At 62.9% G+C, this 14,200-nt stretch carries 8 protein-coding genes; 4 read left to right on the top strand and 4 right to left on the bottom strand.

Annotated elements, in window-relative coordinates:
* Positions 1-159: 159 nt before the first annotated feature.
* Entirely contained in the window at positions 160-723 is a 564-nt protein-coding gene (locus tag EMB92_RS06400; RefSeq protein ID WP_043166613.1) for a GNAT family N-acetyltransferase, read from the bottom strand.
* A 1,256-nt stretch (positions 724-1,979) separates the two neighbouring features.
* On the opposite strand from EMB92_RS06400, the gene EMB92_RS06395 reads away from it, so the two are divergent.
* Both EMB92_RS06395 and EMB92_RS06390 read left to right on the top strand, forming a co-directional pair.
* Positions 1,980-4,610, top strand: a complete 2,631-nt coding sequence (locus EMB92_RS06395; RefSeq protein ID WP_150394194.1) for an RICIN domain-containing protein — start codon at positions 1,980-1,982, stop codon at positions 4,608-4,610.
* Positions 4,611-4,920: 310 nt separating this feature from the next.
* Positions 4,921-7,539: an RICIN domain-containing protein gene (locus EMB92_RS06390; protein WP_150394193.1), complete on the top strand. Its 2,619-nt coding sequence runs from the start codon at positions 4,921-4,923 to the stop codon at positions 7,537-7,539.
* Between the two features lie 67 nt (positions 7,540-7,606).
* Here EMB92_RS06390 and EMB92_RS06385 read toward each other — a convergent pair whose 3' ends face one another.
* On the bottom strand, positions 7,607-8,554 hold the full coding sequence (locus EMB92_RS06385) for a glycosyltransferase family 2 protein (protein ID WP_150394192.1): 948 nt from the start codon (positions 8,552-8,554) through the stop codon (positions 7,607-7,609).
* Between the two features lie 198 nt (positions 8,555-8,752).
* On the opposite strand from EMB92_RS06385, the gene EMB92_RS06380 reads away from it, so the two are divergent.
* Together EMB92_RS06380 and EMB92_RS06375 are read left to right on the top strand one after the other, a co-directional pair.
* Complete coding sequence (locus EMB92_RS06380; RefSeq protein ID WP_223847600.1) at positions 8,753-9,964, top strand: acyltransferase; 1,212 nt, start codon at positions 8,753-8,755, stop codon at positions 9,962-9,964.
* A 24-nt stretch (positions 9,965-9,988) separates the two neighbouring features.
* Positions 9,989-11,752, top strand: a complete 1,764-nt coding sequence (locus EMB92_RS06375; RefSeq protein ID WP_150394191.1) for a DUF6020 family protein — start codon at positions 9,989-9,991, stop codon at positions 11,750-11,752.
* Here EMB92_RS06375 and EMB92_RS06370 read toward each other — a convergent pair.
* Positions 11,720-12,790, bottom strand: a complete 1,071-nt coding sequence (locus EMB92_RS06370) for a glycosyltransferase (protein ID WP_150394190.1) — start codon at positions 12,788-12,790, stop codon at positions 11,720-11,722. The two genes, EMB92_RS06375 and EMB92_RS06370, sit on opposite strands and share 33 nt — an antisense overlap.
* A gap of 71 nt (positions 12,791-12,861) precedes the next feature.
* Positions 12,862-13,989 (bottom strand): glycosyltransferase family 2 protein, encoded by a 1,128-nt coding sequence (locus tag EMB92_RS06365; RefSeq protein ID WP_150394189.1) that lies wholly within the window; start codon positions 13,987-13,989, stop codon positions 12,862-12,864.
* Positions 13,990-14,200: the final 211 nt, after the last annotated feature.

Below are 14,200 nucleotides of genomic sequence, written 5' to 3'. Positions count from 1 at the left end.
GCGTATGACGGGTATGTCATCGCGATAAGCCTCTTGGCGGTGCATGTGCACGGTGCACACGCACCGCCAAGGGGCTTTCCGTTTGCTTCCCGGCATCCAGACCGCAGCTCCGGGTTCCTTGGAGCCGTGTGGGATTGGGCCCGGCGGGTGCGCCGGCGTCTACTCCTTCAACTTATGCAGCGCGTCAAGGTAGTCACGCAGCTCCTTGTCGGTGATCGGCCGGTTGGCGAAGATCTGACGCGGGTACATGCCCGTCTTCGGATCGAAGTCGTTGCGCACGTTGCGGAATCCGAGTCTGTTCGCGATCAGTCGGGACGTGTAGTTGTCGCGCAGCATGGTGAGGAACACCGGCATCGTCTTGTCGAAATAGGCCGCGGCCTTGACGCCGGAGGTCGCTATGTAGGTGCCGTAGCCCTGATGCCAGTATTCGGGTTTGACGCAGTATTGCAGGTGCCAGGCGTTGCCGCATCGTCGCACGCCTCCCGTGCCGATGAACGTATTCTGTTTGCACGCGACCCAGATGTCGAGCGCATCGTATCGCCAGCCGCTGAGCCACTGCTCCAGCACCGCGTTGGTGTATTCCATGTTCGGATGTTCGTCGCCCGACTGGTTCCACCAGATGCGCGGGTCGGAGTACATCGCGTACATCGCGGGTACGTCGGCCTTCGTCGGCTTGCGTAGTTTCGGTGGTCGTGGCTTGAGCCTCTTCTTTGCAGTTCCCATGATGGTTCCTTCTGTGTTCTCTTGCTCGTTGTTGATTGCTTGTTGTCGGTTGTTCGGTGATTGTTCGGTGATTGTTCCGTGGGTTGTCCGATGGGGGCGGATATGCGGATATTCGATTGTGTATTTCTGTATTCGATCATTCGGCTGACGATCGGTCGTCGTTCGGTGAGCGTGATCGCCAGCCCGTTTCACGAATGATCAGCTATTGACCGCGATCAGGCGATGCCGAGGCATCACAGTTCGGGCGATCCCCTCGTGAGGGACGTCCAAGGCCGTGAAAAACGCGGATCAGAGCGTGTGTGTGCGGCAGCGGGGCGATCGCGGGGAAGCGTCTGCGTCGTCGTAGACGTCGTGACGCAAGGCCGACGCGATTGCCTGACTGCCTGTTGTGTTGTTGTGTTGTGCCGCGCATCCGATACTGAAAGCTCCGATGATGAAGCGTCGCAATGAGTGTGTGACATTGCAATGAGTATTGAAACGCAACGTGAATAGCGATCAGCCCACGACTCCTTCGTCATCTTGGGTGCCAATATCGCTGTTCGTACTATCCGTTAATCCCACCGAACGATTTCTACGGTAGTCGCGGTTGGAGGCGACGTAACTACATTGTCCGCGATGTGGCCTTATTGGTGAGAAAACACGAACATGGCCATTTGCAAGGGTCGGTATGCGATTGCTGGCCACACTTTGGCCATAGACCGTATGGTGGTCCTCGGATCTGGAAACGTACGTGCCATGGCGGGGGCGCGCTATCTCCTGCGGCTGGAGAAGCTATCTCGCTTGCGTTGAGTACTTTTGGCGGTCTGCAGTCATCTATCTCGCTTACGAGGGGTGCCTGACCGAAGTATCAAGGACTCAAAATGGCTTAACGCCGTTGCATTCAAGCCGTTTTCATGCCCATATACCTGGCATAGACACCCCTCGTAAGCGAGATAGGTGTCTGCAAAGCACGAAAAGCACCCCTCGTAAGCGAGATGGGTGAGGTGTGAGAGCCCGCGCGGCGGAAGCGTTGGTGCTACTGTGCGGAACTAGTGGTCTGATCGCGCCGATGGCCTGCCTCGCACTACGTGTGTTGCCGTCTCTCTGGCCTCTTCTGATGATGAGGCTGTCAGCGAAACTGACTAGAGGCGAGATACGGGCGGCTCGCTCGATCAGACGGAGAGTTGAAGGAAAGAGGCGACGGTATGCGTCGTGGTGAGAAGGATAAGTGGTCGACTGATGAGCTGCCGACCCGTGTGAACCGTTGTGTGAACCGTGTGATCGCAACGTTGACCGGGGCGCTCGCGGTCGTCGCGATGATGATTCCGATGGCGTCGGCCCAGGCCGCGGATGTTGCCCCGATTGCCTCGGTCGTACCGGTAGCGGACACTTCCGCGGACGGCATCCAGCGCGTCGCCAAGACCCACAAGCCTCAGGTCGAGCAGCAGTCGTTCACCGCTGCGCCGGCTACCGCGATGCCAGCTGAGCCGAGTGCCCCGACCGCGCCGACCGGGCCGAACGGCGGGACCGCCTCGGGAAGTGGCTCGGAGGGTGAGCTCGGAGACGACGCGTTCGGCAACGGGAACAGTGAGGCCGGGAACGGCGATGCCGCGGCTCCCTACTCGTTGGCTGCCGAACCGCGTTCCCGCTCCGCCGCCCCGCAGTCGGGCGATGCGGGTGACGGCTCGGATTCGGCCTCCAATGCTCCGGCGGCTCCGGCCCCTGCACCGGTACCGTCCGCCCCGTCCGCCCCGCAGCCACAGGCCTCACCCCAGACCTCCCGCGCGGTGACCGTATCCGCCGACCTCTCCGGCCTCGCCACCGTCGGCGTGACGTGGAAGCAGCAGGATATGAAGGACGCCGACAAGGCTCCCACCTACCAGCTGCGCTATTTCCGCAACAACGCGTGGAGCCAGTGGATCACCATCCCCTCCATCGACGATGACTTCGGCAGGATCGGCCTGAGCCCCTCGTACTACGTGGGCGACGCCACCAAGGTCGAGGCGCAGCTCATTCCGGTGGCCGGCCAGACCATCACCGAAGCGAAGCTCATCACCGTCGATTCGGGCTATTCCGCGGTCGGCGACGCGCAGGGTAGCGCCTACCGCAACGGGAACAAGGGTGATAAGGCGAGCATCGATGACCCGTACGCTGTCGGTGAAACCAGTGCGGTTCGATCCGATAATGCGGCGTCCGAGTCTGATTCGCCCCGTCCCGCAACGGCCGGCTGGTCCGCGAATACTCCGGCCGCGTCGGGTGCCGTCTCCGCCACGTTGACGTCCGGCAAGTCCGCCTCTGCCTCCGCCTCTACCACTACCCCCACGGTCCGCACCGCCGCGGCCGTCACGGCGACCGGCCGCATCCACACCCGCGAGGAGTGGTGGGTGGCCGGCAATCCCGCGATGACGTGGAAGCCTAAGCGCGACGGCCACTGGAAGGGCGCGATCGTGCACCACACCGTGGACCGCAACGACTACACGCAGGCCGAAGTCCCCGCGATGATCAACGGCATCTACCTGTTCCACAACACGCAGCGCGGTTGGGGCGATATCGGCTACCAGCTCATCGTCGACCGCTTCGGCGGCATCTGGGAGGGCCGCGACGAAGGCGTGGCGAACCAGATCGTGCCGGCCAGCCAGGTTGAGGGTGCGCAGGCGTCCGGATTCAACCGTGACACGTTCGGCATCGCGATGCTCGGCAGCTATCATCTCGACGTGGCGCCGACCGACGCGCAGATCGAGTCGACGGCCGCCGCGATCGCGTGGGAGTTCAGGGCCCTGCGCATCCCCAGCCCGTTCGGCACGTTCCAGTTCCACGGCACGCAGCAGCGTGTGACCGGTCACGGCGATGCGAGCCACTACATCGGCGGCGACCTCAACCACACGCTGTGCCCCGGCCAGCAGGTGTGGGATCGCATGGAGACGATTCGTGCCCGCGTGCTCGGCTATATGATCCACCCGTCCGCCATGGCCGCGGTGAACGTGCCCAACGGCACGTACTACATCAACTCCGTGGCGAAGGACTCGTCCAGCATCGAGATCCCGATGACCGCGAATACCGCGAATACCGCGAATGGCTCGAACGCCGCGACCCCCGTCTACAACACCGCCGACGGCGCGCGCACCCAGCTGCACTCCGCCACCGGCAAGCCCAACCAGCAGTTCACGTTCACGCGTCAGCCCGACGGCAGCTACGAGATCAGGAACGTCGCGTCCGGCAAGGCGCTCGACGTGGCCGACGACCGCGCGTGGAACAACGCCGAGGTGCGTCAGTGGACGCCCGACAATACCGCCGCGCAGCACTGGTTCATCCGCGACTCCGGTTCCGGCTACTACCTGCAGTCCGCGCTCGGCGACTACGTGCTCGACCTGTCCAACGGCCGTACGGCCGACGGTTCGACGGCCGCCCTGTACAGTGCGAACGATTCCGCAGCGCAGAAGTTCGGTCTGGCGTCGGCGGACATCGCGATTCCGACGAATAGGAACGTGCGCATCGAGTCGGCGCTCAGGGCGAATCTGGTGCTTGACATCTACGGCGGGTCGATGGCCAACGGCGGCGCGCTGCAGATCTACGGCTGGAACGGCAGCGGCGCGCAGCAGTATCGCTTCAGGCTCGTGGGCAACAACGTGGTCGAGATCAGGAACGTCCGCTCCGGCAGGGTGATCGACGTGCCCGGCAACAGCAAGGCGAACGGTGTGAAACTGCAGCAGTATGCGGCGAACGGTTCGAGTGCGCAGCATTGGATGGTGCGCCGCGCCGGCTCGGGAGGTGCCAGCGCCCCGGTCTCGTTCTACGGGGTCGCCTCGGGCAAGAGCTTCGACCTGCCCGGCGGCAGCCAGCGCCCCGGCACCCGGGTCCAGCTCTACACCGGCAACAACACCGTAGCCCAGCAGTGGCGCATCCGCTAACTTGGCCCCCTCTGACTTCCTTTTGTGGCTCCCCTTGTCAGGGGAGCTGGCCCGCGAAGCGGGTCTGAGGGGTAGTTAGGTGATGGAGGACTCGTGGTGAGCGACCGCCGTTCGCTCATTGTTCGTTTGTTCACGTTTTGCACAGAACCGTGAACACCCCCTGACGCTGAATACCCCCGTGCCCCTACAGTGGAGTGTGGAAAACGCTGCCCAGGAGCGTTGTTCGTCAACGTTGTTCGCTGCATGGACAACACCAGCAATACATAGAGCAACCGCAGGGCAGCCAGAAGACATCAGGGGAAGAGGAATCATGTCTGTTCCGCAGTCGGGAGACACTCCCGTACTCAAGCCCGGCAGTGATGCTGGCCGCGCCGCGTGGCGTACGCGCGCGCTGAAGCTCGTCGCGTCCGTGTCGGCGGCCGTCATGGCCGTGTCGTTCGCGGCTCCGGCGATCGCGCAGCCGTTGCGCGATACCGCCGTCAACGCGACGACGGTCCAGTCGCAGACCTCGGCCACGGCCGACGTCGAGTCCGGCGAGGCGATGCCGGGCAATCCGAGCGTCGAACTGCCGGACAAGGTGGCCGGAAGCATTCCGAACAGCGCGACAGTCGTGTCCGAGGATCATGTGGCCACCACGGACGGCAAGCTCAAGGACATCGAGACCGGCAAGACCGTGACCGATCCGAAGCTGGTCGGCACGAAGGACGAGCAGCCCGATCCGCTCGCCAAGACCGATGGCGAGTCGTTCATCCCGGTCGACGTCAAGGACGTGAAGACCGCGGTGAAGGATGCCAAGAACGGCAAGAACACCACGGACGGCAACGCCAACGCCGCCGAGTCCTCCGCCTACACCACTGACGCCTCCGTCCAGCTCGCCGCGCTCGGCAACAACGAGTACGGCGCCCACTGGGGCACCCACAACGGCGTTCAGGCGTTCTTCGACGCCGGCAACAACGTGTTCGCCAAGAACGCGAAGGGCGTGGTCGACGTCTCCGAATGGCAGAAGACCATCGACTGGCAGGCCGCGAAGAACGCCGGCGTCGAAGGTGCGATCGTGCGCATCGGCTACGGCTGGGGCAACGGCTTCGACGCGCAGGCGCAGCGCAACATCAAGGAACTGAAGCGCCTCGACATCCCGTTCGGCATCTACCTGTACTCGTACGCGTACGACACCGACACCGCCTCCAGGGAGGGTGCGAACGTCGTCAACCTGCTCAAGAAGGCCGGAGTCAGCCCGAACGATCTGAGCTACCCGGTGTACTACGACCTTGAGGCGTGGACGTGGGCCGGTCACGCGCATCCGACCGATCCGAACGTGTACAGCGCGATCGTCAACGCGTGGTTCGGCCAGCTGCAGTCCGCGGGCTACAACAACCTGTCCGTGTACTCGTATACGAGCTACCTCAACGGTCCGCTCAACAACGCCAACATCCATTCGAAGACCCACTGGGTGGCCCAGTACGGCGGCTACATGGGCTTCCGCAACTGGTCCGACAAGGTGCGCGGCTGGCAGTACACGTCCGGCGGTTCCGTCGCCGGCATGAGCGGCAGGATCGACCTCAATGCGTTCGGCACCAGCGACGGCTCCGACATGGTGCCCGGCAGGACGTTCAACGTGACCAACCTCGACATGGCAGCCATCCCGAACGGCACGTACTACATCAACGCCTCCATCAAGGACTCCTCCAGCGTGGAGATCCCCGGCGGCAGCACCGCGAACGGCGCGACCACGAAGCTGTACCAGTACAACAACTCGAAGGCCCAGCAGTTCACCTTCACCAAGCAGTCCGACGGCAGCTACGAGATCAAGAACGTGAACTCCGGCAAGGTGCTTGAGGCCGCGAACGGCAACGGCGGCAACGGAGTGGCCGTCCAGCAGAACACGGCCAGCGGCTCGAAGGCCCAGCGTTGGTTCCTACGCGACGCCGGCAACGGCTACTACATCCAGTCCGCGGTAGGCAACTACGTGCTCGACATCACCTCCGGCTCGTCGGCGAACAGCACGCCGGTGCGCCTGTGGACGCCGAACGGCACCGCCGCGCAGACGTTCATCCTGCCGTCCGCGAACGTGAGCATCACGAACGGCGACGTCAACATCGCGTCCGCGATCGATAGCAAGAAGGTCGTCGACATCTACGGTGCGGCCACTACCGATGGCGCGCAGGTCCAGATCTACTCGTCGAACGGCACCAAGGCCCAGCAGTTCCGCTTCACGCAGGTGGGCAACGGCATCTACCAGATCATGAACGTGCAGTCCGGCAAGCTGGTCGAGGTTGCCGGCGGCGCGTACATCGACGGCGCCTCTGTGCAGCAGCGTGCCGGCAACGGCAAGGCCAGCCAGCGTTGGCAGGTGCGCGATTACGGCAACGGCAAGATCGCCCTGCTCAACAGCAACTCCAACAAGGCGCTGGACGTGCCGGCCGGCAACGCGTCGGATCTCGTGGCCCTGTGGGTGTACACGCTGAACGGCACCACCGCCCAGCAGTGGAAGCTCGTCAGGGCGGGCGACCCGAACAAGGTGGACGTGTACCGTATGTACAATCCGGCCACCAAGGATCACATCATCACCGCCAGCGATGGCGAGGCCACCGCGCTCGCCAACAGCGGTTGGCGCAACGAGGGTGTGGCCATGCATGCCGCCGTCAAGGGGGCTGCGAACTCCAAGCCGGTCTACCGTCTGTACAATGCGGCCCACAAGGACCACGTGTACACGACCACCGAACTGGAACGTCAGACGCTCGCCAAGTCCGGTTGGCGCGATGAGGGCATCGCGTTCTACGCTCCGGATGGCGGCAGCGTGACGGTGTATCGCGTCTACAACCCCTCGACGAGGTACCACCTGTTTACGGCCGACAAGAACGAGGCCACCACACTGCAGAAGAACGGCTGGACTCTCGAAGGCACCGCCTTCAAGGCCTACCCGGCCTGAGTTCCTCTCAAGTTGAAAGCCCCTGAGGACTTGACTGCAAGTCCTCGGGGGCTTTCGCTTAATCCGCCTACTTACGCCGCTTCAAATACGCAAACCGATTCGCGTCCACGATAAACGTCTTCCGGTCGTTCTTCGCCATCACATCCAGGATGATCCCGGCCACGATAAGCAGCAATCCTGTAATCACCAGCATTGCCGCGCCAATCAGTGTCGGGAATCGCGCCACCATCCCGGTGTGCACGAACTCCATCGTGACCGTGCCGCACAGCACCACGCCGATCAGTCCGATCACCAGACCCAGCCCGCCGAAGAACGGCAGCGGCTTGTACTCGCGGATCATGCGGAAGATCGTGGAGAGCACCTTGATGCCGTCGCCCACCGTGTTGAGCTTGGACACCGAGCCGGCAGGGCGGTCGCGGTACTGGATCGGCATCTCGAACAGTCGCAGATTGTTGTTGAGCGAGTGGATCGTCATCTCGGTCTCGACCTCGAAACCGCGCGAAAGCACCGGATACGTCTTGACGAACGTGAACGAGAACGCGCGGTAGCCGGTCATGATGTCGGTCACGTGCGCGCCGAACAGTCCGTTGATCGAATCGCGCACGAGGCGATTGCCGAAGTTGTGGAACGGGCGCTTGTTCTCCTGGAAGTACGTGGAGGAGAGGCGATCGCCGATCACCATGTCATAGCCCTCAAGCGCCTTGGCGACCATGTCCGGCGCTGCGTCGGCCGGGTACGTGTCGTCGCCGTCGGCCATCACGTACACGTCGGCGTCGATGTCCTCGAACATCGCGCGGATCACGTTGCCCTTGCCCTGACGCGGCTCCTTGCGCACGATCGCGCCCTCCGCGGCCGCGATCGACGCGGTCTTATCGGTGGAGTTGTTGTCGTACACGTAGATGTCCGCGTGGGGAAGTGCGGCACGGAAGTCACGCACCACCTTCCCGATCGTCACTTCCTCGTTGTAGCAGGGCAGGAGCACAGCGACGGTCGGATTGTTGGATTCCTGAGGCATGAGCCCCACTATAGCCGCCTCTACAGAGAGTCCCAAGCTGACCTCCAGCAGACCATCAGTGATTCGGCACACGATTCAGGGACGTTGTTACCCGACATTTCCGTCTTCTCCGTACAGATTGTGAGGAAGCTATGCTTCCCCGACATTCGCAGGTCGAACCTTGCTATTGTCGTGTCCCGGAGTCAGGAAGGGAATCACATGCCAGAACAGCACACGCCACATGGTGCCAGCGGAGTCGGCACTCACGCCGCAAAGAAGCTGAAACCGCGCATCATCGGCTACGACATCGCCAAAAGCCTCGCGATGCTGTTCGTGGTGATCCTCCACTACTCGTTCTACACGCGCTACTACTCGTCCGGCATCGCCGGCACGCTGCTGACGACCCTGTGCGTCGCGTGCGTGCCGCTGTTCTTCGCCGTCAACGGCGCGCTCCTCCTGCCCCGACCGCTCGACATCCGCAAGCATGTGCGCAAGACCCTGACGATCATCGCCGTGCTCGCCGTGTGGAAGACGATCGTCGCGCTGTTCTGCGTGTTCGTCGACCGCACGCATCCCGCTCCGATCGGCACGCTGATCAAGAATTTCCTGCGATTCCAGCTTGGCGGCGGATTCGGCGACTATCCGGTCGGCTACTTCTGGTTCATGAACGCCCTGCTCGCCGTGTACCTGGTCTACCCGCTCGTCAAACTCATGTTCGACGATCCCAGCCGCATCGCCCTGCGCGCAGTGCTCGGCGTCATCTTCGCGCTCACCGTCGGCAAGGACACGCTCGTCGTACTCCTCGACATGCTCGGCGCCGCAACGAACCACGAGCTCGCGTCGATCCTCGGCAGTCTCGACGAGTTCTACATCTTCGGCTCCTACGGCTACGTGCTCCTGTATTTCACGGTCGGCGGCTTGGTTGCCCGGGCGATGATGCCCGAAGGCCTCAAAGGCGGCATCCAGGGCATCCGCTGGCCACTGCGTGCGATCAACCGCCCGATCGCCGCACTGCTGGTCGTCCTGTGCTACGCGATCTCGTTCGGCATCCAGCGCTTCCAGCACGCGACGAAGGGCACGAACCTCACCATCGACTACGGCTACTGGCTGCTGCCCACGTTCGCCGCGACCATACTCGCGCTCATGCTGTGCCTGACCGTCAAGACCCAAATCGCCCCGGTCCGCGTGCCGGCCGAAACCGTCGGCAAGAACACGTTCGGCATCTACATGCTGCACATGATGGCGATCGTCCTGTTCGCCAAGGCGCAGGCGCATCCGGCGCTCGCCGCCATCTTCGAGGCGCATCTGAACAGCGGCGTGATCACCACCATCCTCAACCTCGCATGCGTGCTGATCCTGTTCGCCTGCTGCCTCGCCGTCTCAGTGGTATTGAGACACATCCCCGGCGTGCGTACCCTGTTCACGGTATAGGAAAGCGGTGTAGAGGAATTCATGATGGAACAGACTGAAGTTCTTGGTCTTGGAAAGACCGGCAACCAAACCGTCCCCGGCCGCGACGAAACCCCCGGCATACGTCTCCTGCGCACCCAGTGGCCCCTGATGCTCATCGCCGCGATCCTCAGCCTCTTCGCCACCGCCTGCGAGATGCTGCTGCTCACGGATCATCTCTCGTTCTCGTTCCATTACGCGTTCCGGTTCGTGATCTACGCACTGTTCCTGTTCGCCCTCTTCTACGCGGGCGATCGTCTCCTCGACCGCTTCTCGGCCAAACAAGCCGACAACGAGCAGGGCCGCGTGCAGGGGCACATCGAGCTCAAAGGTCAGCACCATTTCGAGTTCCCCCTCACCCGCCGCGGCTTCCTTGGTTCCCTCGGCGTCATCTACCTGTGCTGGATCCCGTATCTGCTGCTCACCTTCCCCGGCGTGATCTGGTACGACACCCAGCAGCAGCTCCAGCAGTTCTTCCACATTCCGAACGTGTTCGGCGACGGCAGTCACCTCTCCGACCACCATCCGGTGTTCGACACCCTGATCTTCGGCGTGTTCGTCAAGTTCGGCAATCTGATCGGCTCCGGCAACGCGGGCGTGTTCCTGTACGCGATCGTCCAGTCGCTGATCACCGCATCCGTGCTCGCCCTCACCGTGCTGTACTTGAGGCGGATCGGCGTACCGCGCCAGCTGTGCAAGGCCGCGATGCTGTTCTTCGCGCTGTTCCCGATCTTCCCGATGTATTCCAGTGCGATGGCCAAGGACGCCGTGTTCCTCCCGTACTTCCTGCTGTTCTCCCTGTGCTTCGTCGAGACCGCGCGCACGAAGGGCGATTTCCTGCGCAATCCGTGGGCGTTGACCGCGTTCATCGTGTTCGCCGTGCTCATGGCTCTGACGAAGAAGACCGGCCTGTACGTGGTGATCGTCGCGTGCCTGTTCCTGCCGTTCTTCCTGCCGAAGGGTCGCCGCATTTGCGCCTTCCTTCCCGCGATCATCACGGTTCTGGTGATGATGGTCGCCCTGCCGAAGGTCGTCTTCCCGAGTGCCGGCATCCAGGAGGGCGGCAAGCAGGAGGTGCTCGGCATCGCCTTCCAGCAGTCCGCGAGGCTCCTGCGCGAGCATCCGGACGAGGTCAGCCCGCAGGACAAGGACACGATCTACAAGGTGCTGGGCCGTGATGTCGACAAGCGCTACGAGTGGTGGGCCACGGACAGCGTCAAGGGCTACACGTGGAGCGACGAGCAGAACAAGCATCTCGGCGAGTACATGAAGGTGTGGGGCAAGAATCTGGCCGAGCATCCGGTTTCGTATGTGGAGACGTATCTGGCGCTGGAACAGGGCTGGCTCGGAGCCCCGACGGTCACGAAGGATGGACGGCTGCACAACGTGGCCAACATCTATGCGCTCGGTGCCGCGCACGGCTTCCCGGAGGCCGAACAGCTCGGCGTCGCCGTGCACCGCAATCCGTCAGGTCCCAAGTTCCTGCAGGACAGCATGGACTGGCTGGCCGGCACGTTCTTCGGCGCGCTGCCGTTCTCGCGCGCCCTGTGGGCCACGTGGATCCCGGTGTTCCTCGTCTACGAGTGCCTGCGCCGCCACAGGGAACGCTTCGCATGGCTCCTGCCCATGCTTGCCACGTTCCTCTTCCTCTGGGTCTCACCGACCAGCGCCACCATCGAAGGCGTCCGTTACCTAGTCCCCATGATTTACGTGGCGCCCCTCTCGTTGGCCTGCCTGCTAACGCATCGAGTGCAGAATCCACTGGTATAGCGGCTTCGTGATGATGTCGCTGGAGAATCGTCGCGAAGCTTCCAGCGCCTTCACCTGCGCCACCTTCAGTGCTTCTGGATCCCCAAGCAGCCCCTCAATGGCATCCGCCAGCGCCTTCGGATCCCCGGGCTTCACATACACGACCCCGTCCCCGAGCACGCGCCGTTGCGGTGCGGTGTCCGAGGTAATGACCGCGCACCCGGCCGCCATCGACTGGTACACCTTGTTCGGCACCACGTGCAATCCCTTGGACGTGGTCGAGAAGATGCCGAGCGAGATCGCATGCGAGGACACCAACGCCGGCAGGTCCTCCGGCTCCACCCATTCGCGGAACTCCACGTTGTCGAGCCCGTGCGTGATCGTACGCACCTTGGCGTAGTCCTGACCCTTGCCGATGAGCGTGAAATGCGGGGTCAGCCCGCGCCTGGCCAGCTCGCGGGCGGCCTTCGCGATGACCGGTGCGCCCTGCAACGGCGTATACAGGCCGTAGAACACGATATCGTTCGTCCGCGCGGTCTCACCCGCGGCAACCCGTGCCGCCTCAGCGGAACCGGCAGCATACCATTCGGCAGGCGCTCCCACGGGAATGACCATGGTCTGGTCTCCCGGCCGGCACATGAGCTGATGCTCCTGCGTGTCAAGTACGGTCAGCGTGGCCGAACCGATCGCCATGCGATCGAGGCGATTGAGCAGTCGCACTCTGAGTCCGTGCGCGCCGCGATCCTTCGCGGTATCTCCCGCGAAGATCATGTGATCGAGGATGATCGGAATCCCACGGAACAGACGACGGGCGAGCAGCACGTCGAAATGCCCCATGTACCCCACGAGCACCGCATCCGGGCGACCGTGGCGGCGCATCCACGCGCGCGCATCGCGGCGTAGGGCCCGCCACAGACCGAGCAGATCCCATGCGAAGCCGAACAGCTTCCATGGTTTCCTGAGGATGTCCACGCGCTGCGCCGTCGACAGCTCCAGCGGATGGTTGATCTCGGTCACCTCGCACCCGTTGGCGCGCAGACCGTCGATCAGAATGCCCACTCGGGGATGCTTGCGCACGTTATACGTGCCGAACGCGAGTACACGCGGCTTGTGAACAGACTGCTGCGTCACTACTCGGAGTCCTTACCTTCCTTCATAGGCTTGCTCTGGGGTTCGTCCTGGGGCTCGTTCCGCTGGGGTTCGCTTTCGACGTCGTCAATCTTCTTGGCCCCGAGCTGCGTCACGTAATCCGTCAATCCCGTGGACACGCCGCTGTAGCCGCCCCACTCGTCCTGCTGCGCCCACATGCGCTGGCTCTCGCGGCAGTACATGAGCTCCTTGGTGCGTTCCAGTTCGTCCTCGACGAGCTTGCGCTGGATGCGCAGCACCTCGGAGATGATCTGCAGCGCCACGCAGAACGCGGAGAGCATGATCAGCGCCACGCCCGCGAGCATCGACTGCAGGTGACCGGCGGAATGCCCCGAGAAGAAGAACATCAGATAGCGCACGAACGGGATCAGACCGAGGATACCGAAGACGATCGCCGCCCACTTGAAGATCACGTTCGCCTTGAACATGAGGAAGCTGCGGATGATCGCACCGCCCGACTTCGCCATATGCTCGAAGATGTTCGAGAACAGTCGCGACTCGCGCGTCTTCGGGTTCGTCTTGATCGCATACGAGGTGATCGCGATGCGCTTGTTGCCCGCCTGGATGATCGTCTCCATGCAGTAACTGAACTCGGTGACGATGTTGAGCTTCAGCAGGGAGTTCTTCGAGTACGCGCGGAAGCCGCTGGCCGCGTCCGGGATGTGCGTGCCGGCAGCGAGATTGACCACCCACGAGCCGAACGCCTGCATGCGACGTTTGAACCAGCTGAACTCCTTGATGGTGGCGGTCTGACGGTCGCCGACCACGATATCCGCCTCGTGGCGGATGATCGGCTGCACGAGATCGCCGATCGTCTCGCTCGGGTACTGGTTGTCGCCGTCCGTGTTCACCACGATGTCCGCGCCGTGCTTGAGCGCGTAGTCCACGCCGTCGCGGAACGCACGCGCCAGTCCCATCGGCTTGGCGTGATGGACGAAGTGCTTGACGCCGAGCGAACGGGCCACCTCCACGGTCCTGTCGCTGCAACCATCGTCGATGATGAGCAGCTCCACCTCGTCTGCGCCGGGAATGGTCTTCGGCATCTTCTCCAGCACCAACGGCAGGGTCTGTTCCTCGTTCAGGCAGGGTATCTGTATGAAGACGCGCATGGGCTTCCTTTTCAGGTGATTCGGGCTCGACAGTGCCACATCGTACTCAAACGGCCGAACTTGCGGAAGGGCGCATGAACTCTCAAGAAACATCCAGTACATACCCAGCTGCAAGTTGTCAAGTCGCCGCGTGTATCATCGGCCTCGTTCTTGACGGCATACACAGGATGGGTATACGGGCATGTCTACATCGGAATCGGGCGTATCACAA

Source organism: Bifidobacterium callitrichos (assembly GCF_008698085.1).
Classification (GTDB): domain Bacteria; phylum Actinomycetota; class Actinomycetes; order Actinomycetales; family Bifidobacteriaceae; genus Bifidobacterium; species Bifidobacterium callitrichos.
This window is presented reverse-complemented; position numbering and strand designations above follow the sequence as displayed.